Raw genomic sequence first — 24,515 nt, forward strand, 5'->3', positions numbered from 1 at the left:
TTTTAAAAATGCTATCCCTGAATCAGTTGCTAAGTTTAGCAAAATAATCCTGCATTTCTTTCCGCTTCATATAACTGAAATGCTCAGGTGTTACTCCCAAATATGACGCAATGTATTTCTGAGGGATTCTTTGCTGCAAGCTGGGATATTTCTCTAAAAACCTGGCGTATCGAGCTTCGGCTTTCATAGAAAGATTTTGCGTCATCCTCCGTGACAATGCGATGAATGAACTTTGGAACATGATCCGGTAAAACCTTTCAAATTGCGGCAATTTTTCCAGTAATACATCGTAGCTTCGTTTGCTAAGCATCAGGAGTTTCGTGTCTTCCATTGCCTGAATCGTGTAAAAAGCGGGATTTTGCAGTTCAAAACTTTCCAGATCCAATGTCCACCAGTTTTCCGGAGCAAATTTGATAACATGCTCCAAACCAGCCTGATCCCAATAAGAAACTTTTAGGCAACCCGACACAACAAAGCATTGATGCTGGCAAACCTGACCCGCCTGCAACACATAATCCCGCCGCTTCACAGCGCGCACTTCAAGCAATGATGTGAAGAAAACCGCTTCGCTGGCACTCAGCGAGATCTTTTCCCTTAAATGCCCAATAATCTGCTCCATATGCTTCTCCATTGCTCGTAATTTATGATTAGGCTGGCACGCACTGCCTTCGTCAACACATGCTTTTTAAGCCAATTAACAGATGCAATTTATAAAAAGACAATGCGTGCAAGGACAAGTGTGCGTGTTGGATTAGTGAGTGGCATGGAACAAATTATCGATGGCATACCGCCCGGCTCCGGCCACCAGCAATGCTAGGCAAAGGCCTATTACGAGCAAATGATATTCGTAACCCTCCCCTTTTTGGCTGCCATACCAATTCATGAAGAAACCGTTTTGATAACAGGTTGTGGCGATCGCGCCCACCATAACAATCGCCAAGGCAAATGCGCAAATACGTGTCCCTAGGCCCAGTATAAGCCCGATGGGCGCAAAGAATTCGATCAAAATTACGGCTAGCGCAAAGACCCACGGCAGGCCGACAGACTGGGTGAAAAATTGCATGGTTGGTTTGAAACCGTAGCCTCCGAAAGTCCCCAGCATTTTCTGCGCGCCGTGGGGAAACATAATGATGCCGACTGTTAAACGTAGCACCAACACAGCCCAATCACTTTTTGTTTGTAATAACATTTTCTATCAGTTTGATTTTGATGCAAAACAATCTGACAGCACGCACAAAAAAATTAAGATATGTTAAGAAAAGCGGTTGGAGCCCCGCCGGCAAACAGATTCTATTTGTGTTGGCTGACAAGCTGATAAAGATTTTTCACATAATCGCTGTAATCGATGAAGATTTCCGGTTTTACGAGATAGTCTTTTGCGCCCAGGGACAAGCACTTTTCTCTGATGGAAACTACGGTTGAAGTGGACGTGATGATCACTGTAATGTGCGCATATTCCGGGTGAGCCTGGACGTGTGTGAGGATATCATAACCATTTTTTCCAGGCATATTAAGATCAGATAAAATAATTTCAGGCTGGTCCGATGCATTGGTTTGATCCAGCCATTCAATGAGGGTGTCACCGTTTTCAAATGCGCCCAGGATCTGAAATTCCTCGGACTCCTGAAACGCCTCATTCATGAAAAAACGCTCGTCTTCGTCGTTTTCTACGATTACAAGTTTAAATTGATTCATTGGATGTCAGTAATTGTTGCCCTGTTTCCCAGAGTGTAAAATGAAACGTGCTGCCATTTCCAGGCTGCGATTCTACCCAAATCCGGCCGTTATGCCGCTCGACAACCTTTTTACAGATTGCCAGACCCATCCCTGCTCCGGGATAATTTCGTGCCTCGTGCAACCTTCGGAATGGGTCAAAAATCTTTGCCGTGCTTGCTGAATCCATGCCAATTCCATTGTCAGAAATCGAGTAATGATTTACTCCATTCTGATCCGAATGCGTTATTTTAATGATCGGCTGCCTGCCATTGGTAAATTTAATGGCGTTGCTGATCAGGTTTTGAAACAATTGCATCAACTGCACCTTATCACCTTTAATCACCTTTCCCTCCTGTCTCTCAAAAGAAATCACCGTGTCCGTGGCGTCCAGAGAGCCTTTCAGATTTAACAGAATGTGTTCAAAAAATTCATCGACCGGCAACTCGTCTGCATTAAGCTTGCCCTTGTTCACCTGAGAATAATTCAGCACGTTCGCGATGAGCTCCTTCATTCTGTTGGCCGCCAATGTGGATTTGCTCACATATTGGCCAATTTCATCCAATTTCCCCTTTGCAATTCTATCATTGATCAAATGCAGAAAACTCTTCACAGTCCGCAGCGGCTCCTGCAAATCGTGGGAAACAATCGATGTGAATTGTTCCAGGTCGTTGTTTGTGCGCGACAGTTCAGCATTAATGACCTCCATTTCACGCGCAATTTGCCTATATTTTTCCGAGTTGTCCTGCGCGATCTGTTCTGCTTTTTTACGTTCCGTCAGATCCCTAGTGACCTTGGAAAACCCAACCAAATTCCGGTCCTGATTGTAAACGGCTGTAATGACAACATTGGCCCAAAACCTGCTTCCGTCCTTTCTGATGCGCCAGCCTTCTTCCTCATATTTTCCCACCTGCCGCGCAACTTTCAGTTCATACGCGGGCTTACCATTGAAAATTTCATCCTCGGGATAAAAAATTGAAAAATATTTCCCGATAACCTCATGCGGCATGTAACCTTTGATTCTTTTGGCGCCTTCGTTCCAGCTCACGATCCGGCCTTTTTCATCCAGCATAAAAATTGCGTAATCCGTAACCTGCTCAACAAGAAGCCGATAGCGCTCCTCACTTTGGCGAATTGCTGCTTTTTCTCTGTTTTGCTCCGTTAAATCTTTGGTTACTTTGGAAAAACCAATGAGCTTGTTTTCATCATTATAAAGGGCAGTAAGCACAATGCTGGCCCAAAATACCGACCCATTTTTCTTAACCCGCCAACCTTCTTCTTCATACTTTCCCACATTGCGGGCAGTTTCCAGTTCGATGGCAGGTTTGTTGCTGAGTAAATCGTGGGCATTGTAAAAAATAGAGAAGTGTTTACCAATAATTTCACTGGAAAAATATCCCGTAAGCTGTTGACCTCCCTCATTCCAGGTGACAATATTTCCCTCGGCATCGAGCATGTAAATCGAATAATCCTGCACGCCCTCAACGAGCAAACGGAAGCGCTCTTCACTTTCGCGAAGCGCAACTTCTTCATGCTTCCGCTCCGTGATGTCGCGGATCATACACGCAAATCCCTTGTGACGTCCATCGGCTTCGTATAACGGAGCCAATGTCGTTTCAGCCCAATATTTAGCCCCGTCGACGCGGCGGTTCCAGGCTTGATATGTCACTTTTCCTTTCGAAACCGCAGCGCTTAACTCGTAACTGGTTTTAAGGTTATCGGTGTGGTCAAATGTCAGATAATGCAGCGGCTTTTCCAGCAGGACCGCATGATCGAAGCCCGTCAAAGTCAACGTTGCCGGATTGCAGTAAAGAATATTGCCAAAAGTATCCAGCTTCAAAACTGCTTCCGCCAGACCTTCCAGTAATGACTTCGCTGAATCCATAGTGGTTTTGGGTTAAAATGAGGCGCAAAGTTATCATAACATTGCACTAAGCAAATGTCAATTTTACGATTCTGTTTGCGAAAAGTCGTCAAATTATTGCTACGCGTTTTCCTGATGCGCAAGGAACCTGATCCGGACCAATGTTCCCTGCCCGGGTTCATTTTCAATGTCCATACTTGCTTTTAGGAGCTCACAAAGCTTTTTGACAATGAATAAACCCAACCCTTCGGTCTCTCCGTTGCGTTTTGGATTCTGTTTGATCGCCTCGGTTGAGGGCGCATGATCGAGGGGATATTCTGATGTCCCGCCCGCCTGATGGCTGCTGCTCAGCTGGCTCAGCGGCTTCAATTGCTCCGCAAGGAGCGCCGCAGGACTGCTGGCAGAAAATCCGGGTCCGGTGTCTTGAATGCTTAGGATCCAGCGGGTGTCGTTTTCCTGGGCCCACGAAATATAAATGCCGCCTTTCGTGGTGTATTTGAGGGCGTTAAGAAGCAGATTTTGCACAATGCGCTGAATTTTTACGGGATCGCTCGTTACAATAAGATGTTCCGGACCTTCGCCTTTTAAAACAAGGTTACGGTCTTTAATAAGCGGCTGGACGGTTGCGATGACCTTGTTAAGCAACTCGGCGGCGTCAAACTCTTTCAATTCCAAAGTTTCCTGTCCAGCCTCAATGCGCGAGAAGTCGCTGAGTTGCAGTAACATTTCCTTGACCGAGCTCAGGTTTCTATTCAGCATTTCAAACAAATGAATGCGATCCTCTTCGTTATCGGGCATTTCAAGCAACTGGGAAGCGCCCAGCAGCACACCAAAGCTGGATCGGAGATCGTGCGTGCTTTCTCGCAATCTTTTGGTCCGGTTCTCACCTAATTCTTCAAGCTGACGAAGGGCCTGCATGGTGGCGCTGGCTTTTTCTGCAGCATTCGTTTGCCGCAGCTCATCATAATACAGCACACTGCCCCGGCTGGCTCCCTGTGAAATATGCAACACTTGCGCGTGCACTTCCAGCACCACATCGGCCGACAAGCTTTGTATTTCCTGATGATATGCAGTGATCGATTCCAGCACAATGCGAAAGAGATGCTCCAGTTCCACAAGCAGTTCGGGCAGCGAATAGCCGCGTTGCCAGCGATGCAGCCCATGCGCCTGACCGATCATCACGACGTCCGACTCTTCGGGTAATTTGGCCAAACGCTGATTGAGGATATTCAGCATCACAGGCGCCTGATCATTGAATTCTTCGCGGGAGAAGCTCGTCTTACTGAACATGATCAGGTCCTGAGCGCAAATCGTGCGCCATTTATTGAGAATACTTTCACGTTGAATCGTCAAATGATGCAGAAGCTCTTCTAACTGCTTTTCTATCTTTTGGGGCGCTTTTGCCATAATTAAGGGGTTTACATAAATCTGCTGCCTTGGAATACTTTTTATGTATGAGCGTGGAACTTTCGCATTCGCCAGGCTTCAATTTGTATCCGACGAGTGCCTTGAGTGTAACTTAAATAAAAGTTGAATAGTTTTTTCAAGCGCAAAAAGCCTAACCTTTAAATCAAAAAACATACTATGGCCTTTATTGACATTGTCCTCAGACCGCCTTCTTACGGATGGCAAGATGCTAACGGAAACCTTGTGAAGCCGAGCCCAGGACAGATCTTCCGGGAATTCTTTTCAAGACTCAACATCTTCAAAAGCCGCAAAGCGTGGCTTCCTTTAATGAGCTGGACAAAGGTGGTTTTAATGTTGCCATTTCTCGCCTTGTTTATATTCAAATATTTTAGTCTGGGAATGTTCATGGCCGCATTTGTGTACAGCATGATCATCATGGGAACACACGGGACGATTTGGCATCATCGCTATTGCACGCATGGCGCATATAAGTTTCGAAATAAGTTCTGGCGGTTTTTTACCCAAAATCTGACCATCAGCATGATTCCTGAGGAGATTTACGTCGTGTCCCATCACGTTCATCATGCCAAGTCCGATCAGCCGGGTGATCCGTACAACGCGAGTGCAGGTTTTCTTTATTGTTTTCTGGCCGATGTAAATCATCAGCCTATCGCGCAAAACCTGAGCGAAGCGGATTACAATCGGGTGAAATTATTAATGAAGCACACCGGTGTGAAAGGAAACACATATGCGCAATATCTCAAATGGGGATCGTATGTCAATCCCAAAAGTGCCGTCATTTCCTGGATTCTGAACTGGTCGTTTTGGTATATGGCTTTTTACTTAATGGGCGGGCACGCACTGGCTTGCACCCTATTTGGTGCAGCAGGATTTTGGGCAGTTGGTGTGCGGACATTCAATTATGAAGGGCACGGAAAAGGACAAAAAGTTCAGCGGGAAGGCGTTGACTTTCAGACGAAAGACAACTCGATTAATCAGCTATGGCCGGGAATCGTCGCCGGAGAATGGCATAATAACCATCACCTTTTCCCCAAAAGCGCACGTAGCGGTTTTAAACCACACCAGATTGATATGGCCTGGTATTACATTAAATTCATGAATGTAATTGGTGCCGTAAGCAGTTACAGAGATTCCAAACAACAGTTTTTAAGGCAATATCACTTGCCATATCTGGAAAGAAAACAAGGCATTCAGCATTTTTCCGAGGGTCAAGTCGTAACTAACGACTCACAATTGTGAGCCGTTAGTTATAAATGACTAATCCTCGAGGCGGAATTGTCATCCGGATGCATTTCCCGTTTCTAACTTCAACATTCAGCTCAGCCGGGCTTTGATCAGATGAAAACATACGCAGCGCCTTGCCGCCAATCGGATGAATGTCATCATCGATGGTCACATAAACAGCCGCTTGGTTCTGCGCATCCAGGTTGATTGCGCAAACGAGTTCTTGGTCATCTAGGATGCGCGACCACGCAATAACCCTCGCACCGCGCACATTATCCAGATCTATAAAACCGAAATCAGTTCCGTCTGTGGAGATGGGCCGCCAGTGATGATCGCCGTCCCGCAAAGCTGGCTGCGATTGGATCAGTGACTGAAGGCTATCCATAAGCTCCGGCCTGCTTTTGAAATCCTCGAAAAAGTTAAGCATCGCCGTTTGGTAACTGTCAGTTGCCCATAATGTTTTGTCAATCGTTTCCATTTGTCCTTCCCATTATTACCTCGACACATCGCCAGGTTAGCTGACGCCTGTCAAAGTCATGCCAGAGCGGTTTGTTGCGCATGAATGGAAGGCGACATTAATAAATTTTAGGACTAATTTTAATGCATCTCAATCACAAATCGATTTGTAGAAAATCCCTTTATGGAAAGAACACACGCCTCAACCGAAGAACCGACCAAAAAGCCGCTCGTTGCGACATTTGTGATTTCGGAATCTGCGCAAAACTATTTCAATGCATTGCGGAAACAACATTTCCCTCCAGAGCGAAATTATCTGGATGCACATTTGACCATTTTCCATGCGCTGCCGGACGAACCCTGGATCGTGGAAGACATGCAGGCACTTGTAGAAACCCAGCAGCCGTTTGAAGCCAATGTGCAGTCCATTCAATCGTTGGGTGGCGGCACTGCATTCAAAATCGTCTCACCCGAACTGCCTATATTACATCAGAAGCTTCAAAAAAAATGGTTCGATTTCTTGACGAAACAGGATCAGCAGAAAAGGAATTTCCATATAACCGTTCAAAACAAAGTGGAATCGCCAGTTGCCAAGCAGTTGCAGGCCGAGCTGGCAAAAGACTTCGAGCCTTTCAGCTTCACAGTCTATGGCATTAAGTTGTGGCGCTATCACAACGGCCCCTGGGAATTTCTAATGAAATTGGACTTTGCGGGTCAATCGGCTGCTAACAAGTAACCACTTAATAATTTAGCGACACGTGCAACGGATTTTGCTGCATACGTGTCTCTCTTGGCGTAAAGCTGTTTCAGTTATTCCTAACTGCAACGCTTTGATCACTTACCCTTTACAATCGCCATGAGAAAAAAAATCAGTTTTTTTTCCAGTCTAATCCTATTGCCTTTTTTGGAAATTTCCTGCAATCAGCCGGGTGATCAAAACGGCTGTTACAGTGGCAAGTTTCTGGGCGTGCATTGCGACAGGGTCATTATTCAAATTGATGAGTCAAACGGCGAAGGCATTCGCTGGACAAGCAATGGGAAAGTTTATGAAAATTGCGTTGCAACCACGGCATTGCTGGATCTTCCGCTTCCGCAGGATTCCATTATTTTTTTAATGTTTGAAAAAAATGCGGCTTCAAAAGTGCTTTCGAATGCATCCCAATGTGAGTCCCTGCCTGTGGTCGATATCACTTATGTGGCCGATCACCCATGTTATCAAATCCGCAATGTTGACGTGCCCTTGAATGAAATGCCCGTCAGCAACAATCAAAGTGCCACTAACTTCCCTTTGGTGAGATTGTGATCCCGTTTTAAGTGCCTAATCGGACCATTTTCACTTCTTAAAATTGAATTTATATTTGGATAAATTCCCGCTTCACCGTTTACTCAATATCAAGCTTAATATTTGGATCCAAGTATTAAGTGAATTACCTTTTCATTAAGTTTTCAAGTCAAGAAAACACAACCTGCCTTTTAAAAACGCCCATCCAATTTTCCTGAAAATGCAAGTAAGATTTATTTCTTACTGTAAATTATTGTTGCCGGTTAAATCAATTTTACAATCTATTTAAATGATAAATTGACTATTCATTTTATTGAAAAGTCAATGCTATTATTTAAAAAAAGTCCTCCAATTTAATTCACATTAATTTATTCATTCATTCATTCATTCATTCATTCATTCAGTCATTCAGTCATTCAGTCATTCATAAAGTATTAAAAATTACCCCAAGAACTTACTTCTATTTATCATCTACACTTTAAACAACAAACAAATGGCAGCACCATTTCTCAATGAGCGATTTACATTTACCAATCCTGACGAAAGCACAGTGGAGGTAATTGGAACCGGTAATCAATTCTTTGCGCACTTTGAAACAGATGATGGATATACTGTCATTCAAGATCCGCAATCGGGTTACTTTACCTATGCGCAAACTTCCGATGACAAGAGTCAATTATTGCCTGTCAACAATGGCATTGTTGGTAAGGCAGATCCCGGTTTGCTCAATCTTGAAAAGCATGCGCGGGTCATTAAAAGTGCAGCCCGAAGCATTGTGAGTTCTTCTGATCTGCTTCAAAGCACAGAGCCGAGATGGAAAAAACGCAGGGAAGAAAAGAAGGCCGCAAAAATCAATAATATGAATGCCGGCTTGCGGTCCGGCCCCACTTCTGCGCCGACGGTTGGTAATTATGTCGGGCTTTGCATTCTTATTGAATTCCCTGATGTTCCGCAAACCATTGCCAGGCAAAACGTGGTCGATTTTTGTAATCAAACAGGTTACTCCGGCTATGGAAATAACGGTTCGGTGAAGGACTATTTTTTCGATAATTCGAGAGGGCGGCTGACTTACACGAATGTGGTAACGGAATATTACACGGCGGCACACAATCGCTCACATTACACGGACCCGGCGATTCCATTCGGCACGCGGGCGAGAGAGCTGATTGTGGAAGCACTGAATCACCTGAAATCAAACAGTTTCGATTTCAGTCAATTGACATCTGACGGAAGCGGTTTCATTTTCGCTTTGAATGTCTTCTATGCGGGCGACCGGGTCAATAGTTGGAGCCAGGGACTGTGGCCACACCAATGGGCGCTTGGATCAGCATTTGACGCGGGTGGCGGGAAAAAATTCTCTGATTATCAGATTACTAACATGGGTAGCGGCCTTTCGCTCCGCACTTTTTGTCATGAGAACGGCCACATGATTTGCGATTTTCCCGACCTCTACGATTATGGGAGTGAATCCACCGCAATCGGCCATTATTGCCTCATGTGTTATGGCGGAAATGATTTGAATCCGGTGCAGGTTGGCGCTTATTTAAAAAACGAGGCCGGCTGGACGACAAATCTGAACACCATTACGCCGGGCATTACGGCCAGTCTGAACGCAGCCAACAATGATTTTTATATTCATTCCAAGAGTGCCACCGAATATTTTATCATTGAAAACAGGCAAAACACCGGGCGCGACGCCTCACTTCCGGATGCCGGACTCGCGATATGGCACGTGGATGAAACAGGAAATAACAGCAATGAGCAAATGACCGCGGCCGAGCATTATCAATGTTCATTGGAGCAGGCCGACAACAGCTTCGACCTCGAACACGGCGCGAACACCGGCGATGCAAATGACCTGTTTGGTGCCCCCGGAACCACGCAATTCAATGATGCCACCGGGCCCAACAGCAAATGGTGGGACGGCAGCAATTCCGGTCTCAAAATATCGGAAATCTCTGCACCGGGCGCGATCATGACCTTCAAAGCATTGGGTGTAGCGGGTTGGGTTTTTGGTAAAAATGTCAGCTATGTGAGTGGCGATCACAACACAAAATGGGCGCACACCATTATCCAGGGTTATGATGGCTGGCGAAGAATTAAACCTTCTTCCGCAGATGGCATTACCAATATGCTAATCATCCTGAAAACCGCTGTAAACTACAACAAAAAGGTCAATATTCTTTTTGAAGAAAACGGCGAAGTAAGCGGTATTTACATGTCTTAATTAGCCAGTTCTATTTCTCTTTTATTCATCAATTTTCAACTTTTAATCTATACGATCATGTGGTATTTTGGTAAAACTGTAAGATACGTTTCTTCATATGCAACGTCTAAAACCTGCCATGCAATTATCAATGGCATTCCTGAAATGACTGGCTGGTTAGGGATTGTTCCCGCATCAACGGACGGCGTAACAAATGTTATTTCTATTTTAACCGCCGCTGTTGCAAGTGGACATCAGGTTAATGTTGAAATTACGTCAAACACAATAACAGGCGTTTACATGTCTTAATGTTGAATTTATTTATAAACGCATCATTTATGTCATATTATAAAATAACTTACGAATCAAACACCATTGAAGGGCTCAAAGCAATTCAAGGTGATGTTGGCCAAGGGGGAAATTCTTTTAATTCAACTGGTTCAGAATCGTCTGTTCCGCCGCCATTACAAGCCGGACAAAATTCGGATATATTTTCAAGTGGTTTGCAAGCGCCTCCGGCGTTAAATGACGGAAGCGGCAACTTGGATATTTCGAATGGAAATACAGACAATCCTTTGCCGCCTCCAATTGCGGATTCTGTATCGAACAGCGTTAATTCGGAAGGAGCAATTCCACCGCCTCCCAAAGAATAAGTGTTAAATTAAAATTCATTTTTAATGCAATTGTAAGGGTCGATATTTGAATAAAGTCAGCAATAACTTTATTCAAATATTAACCCTTATTTTTATCAAAATTTATAACTTCTTGCCTGTTAAATCGCTATAAAATATAATTTACCAAACCATCCGGCGTTCATTAAGTCACTGCAATGAATATCATCAACCCACTGATCAATCCAGATGAAAAATCTCACTTATATACTGCTTGCAAGTGCTTGCTTTGCATTCGCAAGCTGCCAGGACGATGCTTCGGAAAATGCGGACCTGGCACCAGGAGCAGACAGCCTGACTTCGGTAGAAACCAATGCGCCTAACTCCAATTATCGTCCTGCATTTGCCGGCCAAACGCGGATTGCAGCTGTGAAGTCTGCAACCAACTGGGAAGGAAAGATCCTCACACAATCGCTGCAAAGTCCGTGGGGCATTACGAGCTTGCCGGACGGACGTTTGCTGATCACCGAGAAAGCGGGAACCATGCGCATTGTCACAACAGCGGGTCAGGTGGGACAGCCGATCACGGGCATTCCCGCGGTCAATGCAAGCGGTCAGGGCGGGTTGCTTGGGCTAAGGGTTGATCCTGATTTTGCGACTAATCGCATGATTTATTGGGTGTTTTCCGAATCGACGGCAGATGGAAACCTGACTGCCGTGGCCAAGGGAAGGCTAGCCGTCAATGAAAACGCCATTGAAAACGCAACGATCATCTACCGCGCCACCCCGGCATATCGCGGCACATTGCATTATGGAGGCAGAATTGTATTCGATGCAGCCGGTAATTTACTGGTCAGCACGGGAGAACGGTCCGATCTCGCGACCCGGCCGCTGGCACAATCGCTGAATGCCGCATTGGGGAAAGTGGTGCGGATTACCAAAGACGGAAAGCCCGCCGCTAGCAATCCATTTGCAGGACAAACCGACGCCCGACCTGAACTGTTTGCTTACGGTTTTCGGAATCCGCAAGGACTGGCGCTTCATCCGAAAACGGGCGATTTGTGGGAAAGTGAGCACGGACCAAGAGGCGGCGATGAGATCAATCGCATCAAAGCAGGCGCAAATTACGGTTGGCCAACCATTACATACGGCCTCGAATACAGCGGTTCAAAAGTGGGCAGCGGCATCCAGCAGCAAGACGGCCTCGAACAACCGGCTTACTACTGGGACCCGGTGGTGTCTCCAAGCGGCATGACCTTTTACAGCAGCGACCGCATTCCCGAGTGGAAAAACAACCTTTTCATCGGCTCGCTAAGCGGCATGCACATTGTCCGCCTTGTTATAAAGGACAACAAGATAATCGGTGAAGAACGCTTGCTGGCCAGCGAGTCACAACGTTTTCGCGATATTACCGAGGGCACAGACGGCGCACTTTACGCCATCACAGACCAGGGACGGCTTTATCGGATTGATAAGCTTTAAGTCAACATTTACTTTGTATCAATCTCAATTACAGCTCCTTGCTTGAATATTTCATGCGGAACGAAATAGCCTTTGTTTGCTTTGCCATTCACTTTTATAGAGGTTAAGGCGCGGCCGGTTCCGGGCTTTTTGATCGTGATAATCATTCCGTTGCTTGTCCGCCATTTCACTTCATCAAACAGCGGAACGGTCACAAGATATTCCGGGTCGGTTGCCGAAAATGGATACAAACCAAGCGCCGTAAAAACATACCAAGCCGACATTTCCCCCGCATCATCCATCCCGCAAAGCGCCAGCCCGTCGTCCCCGATTCCGTAAAGATTATTGAGAATGTTGTCGAGCTGCTTTTGCGACTTTTCAGGTTTTCCTATGAAGTGATAAGCAAATGGCGCTTCATGGTCGGGCTGGTTGCCGTGGCAATATTGGCCCACCATCGTTTCTATATTTCGAGCAATGTAATCCGGATTCCAGGGAACGGTAAAAAGTGAATCCAGCTTTGATTCAAAACCATTTGCACCGCCATACAATGCAATCAAACCCGGCATGTCATGCGGCGCGAAAAACGAAACCTGCCAGGCATTTGCTTCTCGATACATGTATTCGTAGTAAGGGAATTGCGGATTAAAAGGTTTGATCCAGTCGCCGTTGGCAAGCCTGCCACGCATAAAGCGTGTGGCCGGATCAAACATATTTTTGTAGTTTTTCGACCGTGCCATCAGCATCTTGTAATTTGCAGAATCGCCCAGACTTTTCGCGATTTGTGCTACGGAATAATCGTCATAGGCATATTCAAGCGTTTTGGAAACTCCCGCGGCGGCTTTGGTTTCAACCTCCGGATGGGCAATGTCAGGATCGGGGATGAAACCGAGTTCTTTGTATTCCTTAATGTAAGGACGCGCTCCGCCCTCGACATTGGCGTTTTGCAAAAGGATCTCATAAGTGCCTTTAATGTCAAAATCAGTGATCCCGCGCAGATACGCTCCGGCAATGGAAGATGCGCCATGATCGCCATGAAAGAACGTTGGAATAAAACCCTTTTTATCACCCACATCCTTCATCGATTTGATCACATTTAAAGTCACATGAGGAGAAATGAGCCCGAGCAGCACGTCTTTATTACGGTAAGTGTCCCACAATGAGGGCTCTGTATGATAATCGAAACCCGTTTTTACAACTTGGTTTTTGGCATCCGTGAACTCACCGTTGACATCGCTGCGCAGCGCGGGCCAGAGAAAAGAGCGATACAAACATGAATAAAGCATTTGTTTTTGCTTATCCGTCCCGCCTTTCACCTGGATGGAAGAAAGCAGTGTTTCCCATTTACCGGTTGCCTCGCTCCTCACCTGATCGAAAGACTTTGCACCGATTTCCTTTTCGAGATTCTCTTTCGCATTCTCCACGCTTACGAACGAAATCCCGATTTTCAGCTCCACAGGCCCTTTTTTGCTTTCCGCCAGGTGAATGATTGCATAACCGGTTTGCGCGCCTTCTTCTTTTTCTTCCAGTCGTTCAATGTTCGTATTCAGGCTTGCATAGAAGAAAATTTTCTCACCCGTTTGCTGAAAGCCTTGCACCGCATTGCTGCCGATTTTCTCAATGCTCCATTTGGAAATCTTGTTATTGGCTTTGGCTAAATCAAAAAGGATTTGTCTTCCCTTATTGTTTTTGTATTCATACTGATGAAAACCCGCCCGAAGCGTCGATGTCAGTTTTACATTCACCTCATAATCATCCAGATAAACCTCGTAAAACCCGGGAGCCGCATTTTCCTTTTTGTGGCTGAACCGCGAACCGAACTTTGCTCCCGGATTGGACAGCGGCAAAACGGGAATGTTGCATAGGTTCCAATGTCCCTTATTGGTGTGTGTAAAAGCCAGAATCAGCGAATCCTCATACTCATAACCTGCTCCTGAGCCATATTCCGTCATCGGACTCAGCTGCACCATTGCATTCGGCAATGAGCTCCCGGGAAATGTGAGTCCTGCCCACGAACGCCAGCCTTTGGGCAACTCATAACCCAATATTTTCGGGTCGGTCAGCGGCGCAGTGCCTATAAAAGTGTTGACGTATTTTGTGTAAACCGGCTTCGTCTGCGCCAGCAAGTTCGAAGTTGAAATCAGGAAAATGAGGGCAAAGCGAAGGAATGTTCTTAAAAAGTCAATGGTCATTTTGAATGGTTTTGAGATTTAGGTTCCGGCTAATGGTTTTTCAAATGTAACTCATTGTGGCCTTAATTCTGGTGCATTCGCTGGCAAGCGATTTTTATTAACACTGTTTTAACACGATTCTTTCTCTTGCAGAAATTTTTTAATTTAACTTCCCGGAAGCAGTTCATATTTGAATCAAAAGCAAATTTTATGGCAAACATTGCTCTTTATGGTTTTGGTCGCATCGGCCGCCAATTCCTCCGCGTCGCGCTCGAAAACAATCTTTTTGTGCCCGTATCCATTTCCGACATTCACGATGTAAAAATCCTTTCTTCACTGTTTAGCGTGGACACCAATTACGGCCGCTTTGGCGAGAAAGTCTCAACCGAAGGAGACGAGTTCATTATAGGCGACAAAAGGATCAAATATGTAAATTCCAAAGCCGAAGTGCCTGACTGGAATGCCCTTGGCGTTGACATTGTGGTGGATTGCACCGGCCGTGCGACCACACGTGCGGGGGCCCAGGCGCACATTGACCGGGGTGCAAAATATGTGCTGATCAGCGCTGCCAGCAAGTCGCTTCAAGACTGCGACGCTGTGTTGCTCAAAGGCATCAATCTCGAAACCTTCGATCCTTCCGCACACAAAATCGTTAGCATGGGAAGCTGCACCACCAATGCGCTCGCTGCCGCAGTGAAGGTTATTCTGGACAATTTCGGAATCAAATATGGCTTGTTCTCAACAGTGCATTCCTACACCAACACGCAGTCACTCACGGATCAGCCAATGAAAGACCGCCGCGATTCGTGGGCTGCGGCCGAGAACATTATTCCGTCTGCATCGGGCGCTGCGCGTGCGCTTCAATTTATCTGGAAGGATTTGCAAATCACCGGCAAAGCTTACCGTGTGCCAACCCGCACAGGCAGCATCGCAGAGCTCAATCTTGTTACGGAAAAGGAATGCAGCGTGGAAGAAGTCAATGCAGCTTTCCGGAAAGCTGCCTCGGAAGGGCCGTTACAGGGTGTTTTGGATGTTTTGGAAGAAGAATGGACCTCCGCCCGAATCGTGGGTGACCCGCATACATCGATCATTGATTTGCCGCTGACCGTAAAGCAAGGCGACTTGCTTTCCATAGCAACGTGGTATGATAATGAGTGGGGATTCACTTGCAGGCTGGCCGAAGTTGCACACTTCATTTCGCAAAAAATCTAGACAAGTGAACCGGCTCCCGGACCTGGCAATAGTCATTTCCGTATTTGAAATTTATAAATAGAAAGCATTGTTAGCTAAATAAGTCAAATTAAAGCATTTTGTGCTTTTAGCTAACCATTTAAAATAGACAGTGATATGGCAACAAGTAAAGTAAAACAGATACACGATTTTGGACAAAGCATCTGGCTGGATTTCATCGATCGGAAAATCATTTTTTCCGGTGAATTGAAAAAATTGGTTGAAGAGGACGGCGTGAGAGGCGTAACTTCCAATCCCGCTATTTTTGAAAAAGCAATCAGCAGCAGTTCTGATTATGATGCGGATATTGCTGAATTGTCAAAAGGTGATAAAACCAATGAGGAAATATTTTTCGGCCTTGCCATTTCGGACATTAAACTGGCTTGCGACTTGCTCAGACCGGTTTATGACGAAGAAGATGTGGAAGGCGCGGACGGATATGTGAGTCTGGAAGTTTCTCCATTCCTCGCACTTGATACGGAAGGCACGATCAAGCAAGCGCTTGAACTTTGGAAAGCGGTTGATAAGGAGAATGTGATGATCAAAATCCCGGGAACCGAGCCCGGACTTCCTGCCATCCAAAAGGCCATTGCCGAAGGTTTGAACATCAATGTAACCTTGCTTTTCGGACTTGACCGTTATGAAGCCGTAACAGAAGCCTACATTTCCGGTTTGGAAGAAAGAGCTGCAAAAGGGTTGCCTATCAACAAAATCTCATCTGTTGCCAGCTTCTTTTTAAGTCGCATCGATGTTTTGGTTGATCCGCTTTTGGATGAAAAAGGCCTTGGCGATCTGAAAGGTGAAGTTGCCATTGCTTCTGCTAAAAAGGCTTACGAAATTTATAAAAGGGTTTTCAGCACAGAACGCTGGAAAAAACTGGCTGATCTGGGAGCTGTTCCGCAACGATTGCTTTGGGCAAGCACCAGCAGCAAAAATCCTGCATTCAAAGACACGAAATATGTTGAAGCTTTGATCGGCCCGGAGACCGTAGACACGATTCCATTGGACACTTTAGAAGCTTACCGCGACCACGGCGATCCTGCAAACCGTCTTGAAGATGACCTTGAAGGCGCGACGCAGATTTTGGAAAAAATAAAAGAAGTTGGCATTGACATTGACGCCATCACCAAACAACTGGAAGAAGAAGGAATTGATAAATTCAATAAGCCTTTCCAGAAATTGCTTGACGCGATTGAAGCGCAAAAAAGCAAACAATAACCTTCATAAAACATTGCATAACCCTGTTCTGCCCGCGCGGAACAGGGTAATTTTTTACAAAGCGGTCCTGACATTCAGATTTAATAATTCAATAACAACTGCCCCTTATTGAGTTCATACTGTGATTGTAACTTGGCACAACCAATTACCACACGGATGCCTGACAACTACAAAAACAAGAAGAAATTGAGCATACTAGGACTTCTGGTCCTGCTTTTAATGTGCAACAGCACAGAACGCTCAGACGGTTCAAGTGTAATAGACCTCCGGCCAACATCCAACTTCCTCAAAGCTGCCACCGAAGGAGAATTTTCTGCAATCAGTTACAACATTGCCGGTTTGCCATCGATCATTTGTAGTGCCAAAACGCCCAGGGCTGCCAGCATTGCGGCCATTGGCCAAAGATTGGAATCCTTCGACATTGTTCACGTGCAGGAAGATTTCAACTATCATTCTCAGCTGTATGATAACGACGATGTTCACAACTTCCGGACCGAGACAAAAGGCGCGATCCCGTTCGGCGACGGCCTTAATACATTATCCAAATTTCCGATAAGCGAGGTTGTGCGCGTCAAATGGAACGACTGCACAGGAGCAGACTGCATGACGCCTAAGGGATTCACTTACAGCAGAATACAAGTCGCATTGAATGTGTTTATTGATTTTTATAATGTTCATTCCAATGCTTATAACACATTGCATGCAGCCTCTGCCCGTCGTCAGAATATCAGGCAATTGTCAGAATATATCAAGAAAAATTCTGCTGGAAATGCGGTGATCCTGATGGGAGATTTGAATGGACGTTATGGTTTTTTCTTCGACAACATTCACATCCTGAGTTCGGAAAATGAATTGGAAGACGCCTGGATCACCCATAAAAATGATGGAAAAAGACCGGAGGCTTTAAAAATAATTCCGGCATCAAACATCCTTAACCTGACGGACAGCAGCGAAACGATTGACAAGATCTTCTTCCGCAGCAGCCCGACAATCGAGATTAAAGCGACCAGTTATTCGTTTGTAAACCAGCTCTTTAACAACAATGAAGGCTTGCCTTTATCTGATCACCATCCGGTAAGCGCTCAATTTTCGTGGCGCATCAAATCCATGAAAGCGTTATAATAAGCTTTCACCATTTTATCCCAGCCATAATGGGAAATTGTAAATTCTAAAAAGTCGCGCTTGCGTTCGTGAAGATTCTGATTCGGGAGCAGCAGTTTGTTCAGTTCCTTCGCCCAGATTTCAGCATTTTGACTTGGCAGTAAAAAGCCATTTTTGCCATCCTGAATTGCGTCGGGAATGCCGTCAATGTTTGCTGCGTAAACAAGTGCTCCCGCCGTGACTGCTTCGAGACACACCAAGCCGAAACCTTCCATATCTCCGTCAACATGAATGTTGGGCATGATGAATGCGTCCGAACCTTCGAGTAATGCCTGTTTATCCGCGGCGGGGAGTCGGCCGAGGTGTTTGGCAGAGCGGCCGAAAATCGGATTGTTTAATAAAGATCGAATTGCAGCTGCGTCTGAGCCGAAACCCAAGAATAACATAACTTGCCCGCGCAACTTGTTGGGAACCAATGCGAGCAAGCGTTCAAAAAACCCCGGTTTATCATCAAAAGGCCCGATTAATAACACAAAAAAGCGGGGATCGAGCTTGGGAACCACTTCGCGGATGAACCAGGAAAATCCCTTGCGCCGGACTGGCCTGCCCACTGCAACGAGCAATCGACGATCCGCTGGAATGCCATATTTTGCCAGCACTTTGGGAATTTCGGTCGAAACGGAATTCGCATGTTCGTAATCCACACCATTTTTGATCACAGTCACTTTTGCCGAATCAATGCCTAGCGCAACTGCCTGATCAGCCGTTGCGCGGCTCACGGCAATGAAAAGATCGAGTTTGTTGAACTTTGGAAAAATGCGCTTTCTGTAAATTTCACTGGGGAAAACGACGTCCAGCCCGTGCAATGTGACCGTGCGTTTTAAATGCTCATAACCGGTGTGCCATAAGCACATTGTTGCCAAAAGGGCGTCATTGAAATGGATAACCGTGATGCCAGGATGGTCTTTGCAGGTTTGCAAGATCCTTTTTCTTAAACCAAGGAAGAAGCTTAGAATGCTGCCCTTTCCGTCGTAAACAATGCGGTGGACTTTGCAGAAATGCTCCATTCCGGTGATGAGCTCGAAACTCTGCTTTTCCATTCCCCCTACAGCAGGCGGAAATTTATGACTCACAAACAGGATTTCCATGGTCAGGAGTAAAGCCTCTTTTTGTAAATAAAGAAAGAGTAAAATGCTGCTCCCACCACAATCCAGAACAATTGCCGGGTGCGCCGAAGCGCCGAAACGGACAGCCAGAGCGGAATGCTGCTGATCCCGATGAGTGACAACATGATTTTATTCCCCAATTCTTCGACCCCAATCTGACCAGGCACAAATGCACCGGCAGACTTCACGGCAATTACGCCCATATCCAGCAAGAGACCGTCGATAATGGTCACATCAAATCCGAAAAGCTTTAAAACAATGTAAAATTCCATCGAACCCACGATCCAGTGCAGCGTGAAGAACAACATTGCAAATGCGAGTTCTTTGGGATGTGTGTGATAAAAACGATTCACCTCGGAGCGTAAACTTCCTAGTTTTTTCTGAATGCGCGCCAACTTGGGATTTTTCGCAGCATCAAAATTGAGACCTGATATTTTATAAATGATCAAAAACAAGGACAAACAAATGACTACGACGAGAAAGATGGACTTCCCTGGTAACCAGGCGCTTATTTGTAACTTTCCACTTAGTGCAAACCATAGGATCGTGAAGACGAGCAAGAGAATCTGACTGACGATCATGAGCAGCCGGGAAACGACAACGGAAGTCAAAACTGCGGGCTGACTGACGGCATATGGCCTTAACAACACGATTTTGAGCATATCGCCGCCCGCAATGCTGGCGGGATTAAACAGACTGACGGTTTCGCAAACGTGCCGGATCATGAAGAGATCGCTTTTGGGAATGCCCTTTTTGGCATCGCCCAGGCAAAACCACCAGCCCAATGTTCCCAATGCATAGGCGACGAATGTGCTGAGGATTACCCAGCCAAAACCTGTCCCCACTTTCATCAACACGGCCTGCACCTGATGTGGATCAATGGCTTTCACATATTGCCACAGCAGCACCAGCATACTCACCAAGAGCACTGCTTTGATGGCTTTTATGTAACGCGCACCTATTTTCAAACTTTCAGATTTTCAGTAACAGGGAAAGCCAGTTCTCTAAGATCATCGAAATAAATCTTTGCCAGCTGCTCCCAATCAAACGATTTGCTATGACTTACGGCATCAGCGGAGAGTCGCTCCTGTAATGGCGCGTCGCCGAGGACCATCCGGATTTTGTCGGCATAATCATTTGCATTGTTGGGCTCGCATCTGAAACCGTTCACTCCGTCAACGACCATATCCTTGCTCCCGCCTCCATCGGCAATAACCGGAACCAGTCCCGAAGCCATCGCTTCCAGCACCACATTCCCGAATGTTTCGGACATGGACGGAAAGATGAAAACGGACGCAGATGCGTAAAGCACAGCCAAAGCGTCGTGATCCAGCTGGCCTACAAAAATAGCGTCAGGCATTTGTCTCATGCAATCTTTTTTGGCCGAACCGTCACCAGCGATGACCCAGTTGCATGGAAATTGGTCTGATTTGAGCTTGTTATACACGGCGATCAGCGTTTCCAGATTCTTTTCCCAAACCAAACGGCTGGCGAAAAGAATGGTAGGAAGTGCATTGCCTGTCAATTGGCGGAGATAATCGGAATCTTTTTTCGAAGGTGAAAACAAACTTGCATCAATCCCGCGCTGCCAGATCCTGAAATTTTCAGTGGGCATTCCGGTTGCAGCTAGTTCGTCGGCAAGGCTTACAGAGGGAACATAAACCTTTTTGCAGGAAGCATAAAATTGATTCTGGATTGAAACAAGGCGCTTTTCCAGCGGTTTGATCAAAAACGGAAGATATTTAAAATAGTAACTGATGTAACTCAGGAAATGCGTGTGATAAATGCTAATGACCGGCAGCGCGCGGTTATGGGCATATTCCATTCCGAAATGTCCTAAAAGCGATGGCGTGGCGATGTGAACGACATCGGCTTTGAAGCGATCCAGTTGCGTTCTGATCTCGTCAGCGGTAAATGACGGGATGGCCAGTTTGTATTTTGGATTCAGCGGAATGCTGAGCGAGCGCGTCTTAATGCATTGAAAATGATTGATTTTGTCAGGCCCGCTGCCGCATACAAACAAAAACTCAAACCGATCGGCGTCAATCCTGTCCAGCAGCTGATACATAGTCCTGGACGCGCCATCAAAGTCGGGAATCAGGATTTCGGCAAAAAATACGACCTTGATTTTTCTCATTAAATGCTTTAAATGAATCTAAGTTAGCAAATCCAGCACGCCTGGACATCAATAATGCATTAATTCTGGACCTGGGTAATACAAATTTGCATTGGCATCAACTTAGTAGGGTTAACGAGCTTTTGAAATATTTATTCCAAAACAACTGAAAAACCTCAATAATGATGAAACAACACACCAGCAGAAGGGCACTTCAATGCGTTATGGCTGTATCGGCATGTGCCCCGCTGCTGTCCGGAATCCTTGGGTTATCTGGAATTTACAACCCAATATTGTTAGAAAAACCACCAGAAAATCTGATTCTGGACAGCAATCTGCGCTTCCTGAATGCGATGTGCGTTGCCGTTGGGCTAGCGTTTTACTTCGTCATTCCCGTCATTGAAAAAGAAACGCTTGCGTGCAGGATTATCTGCTTCGCCGTATTTTTCGGCGGCCTCGGGCGTGTCATTTCAATTGTTGACCTGGGCACGCCTCCCGTTATTTTCATTTACTTTCTGATCCTGGAACTGTCACTCCCTATATTGATTATTGTCTGGCAAATGCGGGTCGCCAGGGCAGCGCAAATCAATGATTAATCTTCGTCAAAACCTTCCTCTTCTTCGTCATCATCATCCTTTGCACCAAGCCGGACAAAAGCGCCGCGGCGTGGGGCGGGCATAATGCTCTTTTCTCCTCGTACGGTTTGCCACACAATCTCGCTGAAAACGAGGTCGTCAATGGCATCGGGCACCGAAAGATCGAACTGGTCGGAGCGGCGGGAGTTTGTATTTACTGCCACGTTTTTTTCGGCAAGATCAATGTTGGCCGGTTTGGATGTAAATGTTGCCGGATTGGCTGTTTTATTAAAGCATCTCCACATGGGCGTCGCGGCTGCGTCATATTGGCTCATCGGTTTTATTCCGAGAATCAGCTCCATTGTCCGCAACATTCCCGAAGTTGAATACATGGTGTGGTCCACAAAGCCCCGCTTCACAAATCCTCCTGCAACAAAAGCAATCGAACGGTGCGCATCTACGTGATCAGGACCATTTTGCGCGTCATCTTCAAGAATAAAAACAACCGACTCATTCCACACCTTGCTTTTGGAAAGATGCTCTACAAAACGTCCTACTGCCAGGTCGTTATCGGCCACAGCAGCAAACGGAGTAGGTTTTCCCACGCTCGCTCCTGACGTGTGATCATTGCCCATCCGCAGCGTGTTCAGTCTCGGAAGCTTGTTCGCAGCAACCAGCTCATCAAAATCTTTCTCCCAGGAAGCTTCCCGATCCACATCCTGATAACCCAGGTTATAACCTTTGTAAGTCGGGCAATAATTGCCTTCCAGCGTTTTAATGTTCGCTTTTCCCTCGTCAGCAAACCAGCCGTAACTCCGGAATGTCAAGCCCGCGCGCAACGCATGGTCCCAGATAAAACCGTCCCTCGGATGCGCAATTTCCTTTTGTCCTTCGTAATCATATGTTCCTCCACGACCGCCGTAACTCGTCACCCAGTTTTTTTCCACATAATCATTGGCATAGGCAGCGGACGACCAGTTATGCCCGTCGGCGCTCACTTCTGCATCCACATAAAAATTGTCCAGCAATACAAACTCACGAGCCAGCGCGTGTTGATTTGGCGTTACTTTTTCAGGAAACAGGCAAAGCGAAGCATCGCCATTTCCTTCCTTCATATCGCCCAGAATCTGATCGTAAGTCCGGTTTTCTTTGATGATGTAAAAAACGTATTTAATGGGCGACTTGTCTCCTACTTTCATCGGAATCGGGTTTCCCGCCTCGCCTTCTGCATTCAACTCCTTGTTTTTTGTGTAGGGCGTGTTTGCGTAAACCACGCGTGAGTAAGCCGCAAGAATCTCGGATGAAGGCGCATCAATGATTGACAACGTGCCTTTAAACAATCCGCCAATGTATTGCTCCCGGCCCGTGTAAGCCTGTGGGTTAGGCCCAACCTGCTGCGGGACTTTGGATAAATTCGGATTGGGACCTTTCGGGTTTGCTTTGGATGAAAATCCTTTTCCGTTTGTGACAAAAATCTTCGAACCGATCGTTTTCACCGCCGTTGGATACCAGCCGGTTGGAATAAATCCAATAGAATGGCTGCGTCCTTTCGTTGCCACGTCGAACACCGCGAGGCAGTTGTTGTCCGCATTTGCAATGTATAGCGTTTTTTCGTCGTCGCTCAGCGCCAGTCCGTTAGGCGTTGTTCCCACCGGCGCATTCGGGAAAAGTGATGTGGTCAATGTCTCTGAAATCTGCCGTTTGGTGAGGTCAATGAGTCCAACCGTGTTGTCATTGCCATTGGCCACGTACAAAAACTTGCCGTCTTTGGTCAAAAGCAGATCGTTCGGGTTTTTATTAGTGGCAATCTCGGCTGTGATTTTTTGCGTTTCCGTGTTGACGATCACCACGCGCGAACCGCCCCAAAGTGAAACGTAAAGTTCTTTTTTATCATTAGAAAGCAAACAAGTATAAGCCGCCGCACCCAGATTCAGTTTGCCAATGGTCTTTTTGGTTTTGGAATCACAAACATAAAGCGCGCTATCCTCCTTGGTAACCACGTAAATCTTGTTCTGCGCATCGTCAACTGCTATTCCTGTCGGAGAAATCTTGACAGGCCACGGCTTGCCCAGCACAATCGGTTCAGCAGGGACAAGCTGCTGATTATCAATGTTGAAAACAAGAATTTTATTGTCATTTCCACCCGAAGCATAGATCGTTTTCTCATCCTGACTGAAAGCCAGACCCAGATATGATTTGGCCACTTTCGCCGAATCCAAAAGTTTCTCCGAAGCAGCGTCAATCAATGTAATGCTTTGCGTGCTCTGGCCATTGTTGGTCACAGCAAGATATTTTTTTGAGGGAGAAACAACGAGGTTTAGGGGCAAATCGTCCAGATCTAGGCTTCTGCCGACCGGCGTTAGCGACCAGCCATTGGGTAAGTTAATGCGTTTTGCAGAAAGCTCTTTATAGGTAGCCATCTCCTCGCGCTGCGCCGAAGAGCCGGCATTCTGCTTGCAGCCGTTAGCAACGACGCCGGCGAAAAGCAGATAAACCGCAAGTTTTAAATTTTTTGTCATGATGAGTAGCTGATATGATCTTGTAAATTGGTCCTTAAACACCAATGTAGTTTAGTTACAAGCCGACAAATCTATGGGTTCTACTTAGCGAAAAAACCATTCCCCAAGTTATCAATTTGTTAAGATATGCTTGCTATCGGTGCCAGTGCGTGACCGCTTTCGATTCAGACTGTCCGA

Annotated in this window: 22 protein-coding genes; 11 read left to right on the forward strand and 11 right to left on the reverse strand. The window is 46.1% G+C overall.

All coding sequences use genetic code 11. From position 1 onward, the window contains the following. Positions 1–22: 22 nt before the first annotated feature. The 5 genes from LZG73_RS16925 to LZG73_RS16945 form a co-directional block, all read right to left on the reverse strand. Positions 23–631, reverse strand: coding sequence for a Crp/Fnr family transcriptional regulator (locus LZG73_RS16925; protein ID WP_233852692.1), 609 nt, complete (start codon positions 629–631; stop codon positions 23–25). A 120-nt stretch (positions 632–751) separates the two neighbouring features. Beyond that, positions 752–1,189: a DoxX family protein gene (locus LZG73_RS16930; protein WP_233852695.1), complete on the reverse strand. Its 438-nt coding sequence runs from the start codon at positions 1,187–1,189 to the stop codon at positions 752–754. 101 nt (positions 1,190–1,290) lie between these two features. Next, on the reverse strand, positions 1,291–1,695 hold the full coding sequence (locus LZG73_RS16935) for a response regulator (protein WP_233852703.1): 405 nt from the start codon (positions 1,693–1,695) through the stop codon (positions 1,291–1,293). Then, complete coding sequence (locus LZG73_RS16940) at positions 1,682–3,598, reverse strand: PAS domain S-box protein (protein WP_233852705.1); 1,917 nt, start codon at positions 3,596–3,598, stop codon at positions 1,682–1,684. The genes LZG73_RS16935 and LZG73_RS16940 overlap by 14 nt, the downstream gene beginning before the upstream one ends. Before the next feature lie 99 nt (positions 3,599–3,697). After that, positions 3,698–4,984 (reverse strand): HAMP domain-containing sensor histidine kinase, encoded by a 1,287-nt coding sequence (locus tag LZG73_RS16945; protein ID WP_233852707.1) that lies wholly within the window; start codon positions 4,982–4,984, stop codon positions 3,698–3,700. Positions 4,985–5,161: 177 nt separating this feature from the next. Between LZG73_RS16945 and LZG73_RS16950 the strand changes: the two genes are divergently transcribed. After that, complete coding sequence (locus tag LZG73_RS16950) at positions 5,162–6,244, forward strand: fatty acid desaturase (RefSeq protein WP_233852715.1); 1,083 nt, start codon at positions 5,162–5,164, stop codon at positions 6,242–6,244. 4 nt (positions 6,245–6,248) lie between these two features. On the opposite strand, the gene LZG73_RS16955 is transcribed toward LZG73_RS16950, so the two are convergent. After that, positions 6,249–6,707, reverse strand: coding sequence for an alpha-glucosidase C-terminal domain-containing protein (locus tag LZG73_RS16955; RefSeq protein ID WP_233852717.1), 459 nt, complete (start codon positions 6,705–6,707; stop codon positions 6,249–6,251). A gap of 162 nt (positions 6,708–6,869) precedes the next feature. On the opposite strand from LZG73_RS16955, the gene LZG73_RS16960 reads away from it, so the two are divergent. The 6 genes from LZG73_RS16960 to LZG73_RS16985 all read left to right on the forward strand — a co-directional run bounded on the left by LZG73_RS16960 (position 6,870) and on the right by LZG73_RS16985 (position 12,266). Continuing rightward, positions 6,870–7,421 carry a 2'-5' RNA ligase family protein gene (locus tag LZG73_RS16960; protein ID WP_233852719.1) on the forward strand — a complete coding sequence of 184 codons (552 nt, stop codon included), beginning with the start codon at positions 6,870–6,872 and terminating at the stop codon, positions 7,419–7,421. A gap of 120 nt (positions 7,422–7,541) precedes the next feature. Continuing rightward, the gene (locus LZG73_RS16965) at positions 7,542–7,988 is read left to right on the forward strand and encodes a hypothetical protein (RefSeq protein WP_233852721.1); all 447 of its coding nucleotides are present in this window, start codon (positions 7,542–7,544) and stop codon (positions 7,986–7,988) included. A 472-nt stretch (positions 7,989–8,460) separates the two neighbouring features. Beyond that, a complete protein-coding gene (locus LZG73_RS16970) occupies positions 8,461–10,194 on the forward strand; it encodes a M6 family metalloprotease domain-containing protein (RefSeq protein WP_233852723.1) in 1,734 nt (577 codons plus the stop codon). A gap of 57 nt (positions 10,195–10,251) precedes the next feature. Then, positions 10,252–10,482 (forward strand): hypothetical protein, encoded by a 231-nt coding sequence (locus LZG73_RS16975; RefSeq protein ID WP_233852725.1) that lies wholly within the window; start codon positions 10,252–10,254, stop codon positions 10,480–10,482. Positions 10,483–10,511: 29 nt separating this feature from the next. Further along, positions 10,512–10,826 carry a hypothetical protein gene (locus LZG73_RS16980; RefSeq protein WP_233852726.1) on the forward strand — a complete coding sequence of 105 codons (315 nt, stop codon included), beginning with the start codon at positions 10,512–10,514 and terminating at the stop codon, positions 10,824–10,826. A 207-nt stretch (positions 10,827–11,033) separates the two neighbouring features. After that, entirely contained in the window at positions 11,034–12,266 is a 1,233-nt protein-coding gene (locus LZG73_RS16985) for a PQQ-dependent sugar dehydrogenase (RefSeq protein ID WP_233852728.1), read from the forward strand. An 8-nt stretch (positions 12,267–12,274) separates the two neighbouring features. Here the strand turns inward: LZG73_RS16985 and LZG73_RS16990 are convergent, their stop codons facing one another. Further along, a complete protein-coding gene (locus LZG73_RS16990; protein WP_233852732.1) occupies positions 12,275–14,434 on the reverse strand; it encodes a GH92 family glycosyl hydrolase in 2,160 nt (719 codons plus the stop codon). Positions 14,435–14,623: 189 nt separating this feature from the next. Here LZG73_RS16990 and LZG73_RS16995 point away from each other — a divergent pair, with 189 nt between their 5' ends. From LZG73_RS16995 to LZG73_RS17005, 3 genes are all read left to right on the forward strand, one after another. Beyond that, positions 14,624–15,625 carry a type I glyceraldehyde-3-phosphate dehydrogenase gene (locus tag LZG73_RS16995; protein ID WP_233852733.1) on the forward strand — a complete coding sequence of 334 codons (1,002 nt, stop codon included), beginning with the start codon at positions 14,624–14,626 and terminating at the stop codon, positions 15,623–15,625. Positions 15,626–15,760: 135 nt separating this feature from the next. Then, positions 15,761–16,861, forward strand: coding sequence for a transaldolase (gene tal / locus LZG73_RS17000; protein ID WP_233852734.1), 1,101 nt, complete (start codon positions 15,761–15,763; stop codon positions 16,859–16,861). 156 nt (positions 16,862–17,017) lie between these two features. Further along, positions 17,018–17,983 (forward strand): endonuclease, encoded by a 966-nt coding sequence (locus tag LZG73_RS17005; protein ID WP_233852735.1) that lies wholly within the window; start codon positions 17,018–17,020, stop codon positions 17,981–17,983. Here the strand turns inward: LZG73_RS17005 and LZG73_RS17010 are convergent. From LZG73_RS17010 to LZG73_RS17020, 3 genes are read right to left on the reverse strand one after another with little or no spacing between them, the layout of a single operon-like run. Further along, on the reverse strand, positions 17,944–19,110 hold the full coding sequence (locus LZG73_RS17010; RefSeq protein ID WP_233852737.1) for a glycosyltransferase family 4 protein: 1,167 nt from the start codon (positions 19,108–19,110) through the stop codon (positions 17,944–17,946). The genes LZG73_RS17005 and LZG73_RS17010 overlap by 40 nt on opposite strands. A 2-nt stretch (positions 19,111–19,112) precedes the next feature. Continuing rightward, positions 19,113–20,096, reverse strand: coding sequence for a lysylphosphatidylglycerol synthase transmembrane domain-containing protein (locus LZG73_RS17015; protein WP_233852738.1), 984 nt, complete (start codon positions 20,094–20,096; stop codon positions 19,113–19,115). Beyond that, positions 20,093–21,265 (reverse strand): glycosyltransferase family 1 protein, encoded by a 1,173-nt coding sequence (locus tag LZG73_RS17020; protein WP_233852739.1) that lies wholly within the window; start codon positions 21,263–21,265, stop codon positions 20,093–20,095. The genes LZG73_RS17015 and LZG73_RS17020 overlap by 4 nt, the downstream gene beginning before the upstream one ends. A gap of 161 nt (positions 21,266–21,426) precedes the next feature. On the opposite strand from LZG73_RS17020, the gene LZG73_RS17025 reads away from it, so the two are divergent. Further along, positions 21,427–21,840, forward strand: coding sequence for a DUF4345 domain-containing protein (locus tag LZG73_RS17025; RefSeq protein ID WP_233852742.1), 414 nt, complete (start codon positions 21,427–21,429; stop codon positions 21,838–21,840). Here LZG73_RS17025 and LZG73_RS17030 read toward each other — a convergent pair. Continuing rightward, positions 21,837–24,338, reverse strand: coding sequence for a bifunctional YncE family protein/alkaline phosphatase family protein (locus tag LZG73_RS17030; RefSeq protein WP_233852749.1), 2,502 nt, complete (start codon positions 24,336–24,338; stop codon positions 21,837–21,839). The genes LZG73_RS17025 and LZG73_RS17030 overlap by 4 nt on opposite strands. Between the last annotated feature and the right edge of the window lie 177 nt (positions 24,339–24,515).

This window comes from Dyadobacter sp. CY326 (assembly GCF_021390515.1).
Lineage (GTDB): Bacteria > Bacteroidota > Bacteroidia > Cytophagales > Spirosomataceae > Dyadobacter.

Bases quoted from the DNA above. Each gene is read 5' to 3' on its own strand.
- LZG73_RS16925 (WP_233852692.1), bottom strand. From the start codon at position 631: ATGGAGAAGCATATGGAGCAGATTATTGGGCATTTAAGGGAAAAGATC.
- LZG73_RS16930 (WP_233852695.1), bottom strand. From the start codon at position 1,189: ATGTTATTACAAACAAAAAGTGATTGGGCTGTGTTGGTGCTACGTTTA.
- LZG73_RS16935 (WP_233852703.1), bottom strand. From the start codon at position 1,695: ATGAATCAATTTAAACTTGTAATCGTAGAAAACGACGAAGACGAGCGT.
- LZG73_RS16940 (WP_233852705.1), bottom strand. From the start codon at position 3,598: ATGGATTCAGCGAAGTCATTACTGGAAGGTCTGGCGGAAGCAGTTTTG.
- LZG73_RS16945 (WP_233852707.1), bottom strand. From the start codon at position 4,984: ATGGCAAAAGCGCCCCAAAAGATAGAAAAGCAGTTAGAAGAGCTTCTG.
- LZG73_RS16950 (WP_233852715.1), top strand. From the start codon at position 5,162: ATGGCCTTTATTGACATTGTCCTCAGACCGCCTTCTTACGGATGGCAA.
- LZG73_RS16955 (WP_233852717.1), bottom strand. From the start codon at position 6,707: ATGGAAACGATTGACAAAACATTATGGGCAACTGACAGTTACCAAACG.
- LZG73_RS16960 (WP_233852719.1), top strand. From the start codon at position 6,870: ATGGAAAGAACACACGCCTCAACCGAAGAACCGACCAAAAAGCCGCTC.
- LZG73_RS16965 (WP_233852721.1), top strand. From the start codon at position 7,542: ATGAGAAAAAAAATCAGTTTTTTTTCCAGTCTAATCCTATTGCCTTTT.
- LZG73_RS16970 (WP_233852723.1), top strand. From the start codon at position 8,461: ATGGCAGCACCATTTCTCAATGAGCGATTTACATTTACCAATCCTGAC.
- LZG73_RS16975 (WP_233852725.1), top strand. From the start codon at position 10,252: ATGTGGTATTTTGGTAAAACTGTAAGATACGTTTCTTCATATGCAACG.
- LZG73_RS16980 (WP_233852726.1), top strand. From the start codon at position 10,512: ATGTCATATTATAAAATAACTTACGAATCAAACACCATTGAAGGGCTC.
- LZG73_RS16985 (WP_233852728.1), top strand. From the start codon at position 11,034: ATGAAAAATCTCACTTATATACTGCTTGCAAGTGCTTGCTTTGCATTC.
- LZG73_RS16990 (WP_233852732.1), bottom strand. From the start codon at position 14,434: ATGACCATTGACTTTTTAAGAACATTCCTTCGCTTTGCCCTCATTTTC.
- LZG73_RS16995 (WP_233852733.1), top strand. From the start codon at position 14,624: ATGGCAAACATTGCTCTTTATGGTTTTGGTCGCATCGGCCGCCAATTC.
- tal (WP_233852734.1), top strand. From the start codon at position 15,761: ATGGCAACAAGTAAAGTAAAACAGATACACGATTTTGGACAAAGCATC.
- LZG73_RS17005 (WP_233852735.1), top strand. From the start codon at position 17,018: ATGCCTGACAACTACAAAAACAAGAAGAAATTGAGCATACTAGGACTT.
- LZG73_RS17010 (WP_233852737.1), bottom strand. From the start codon at position 19,110: ATGGAAATCCTGTTTGTGAGTCATAAATTTCCGCCTGCTGTAGGGGGA.
- LZG73_RS17020 (WP_233852739.1), bottom strand. From the start codon at position 21,265: ATGAGAAAAATCAAGGTCGTATTTTTTGCCGAAATCCTGATTCCCGAC.
- LZG73_RS17025 (WP_233852742.1), top strand. From the start codon at position 21,427: ATGATGAAACAACACACCAGCAGAAGGGCACTTCAATGCGTTATGGCT.
- LZG73_RS17030 (WP_233852749.1), bottom strand. From the start codon at position 24,338: ATGACAAAAAATTTAAAACTTGCGGTTTATCTGCTTTTCGCCGGCGTC.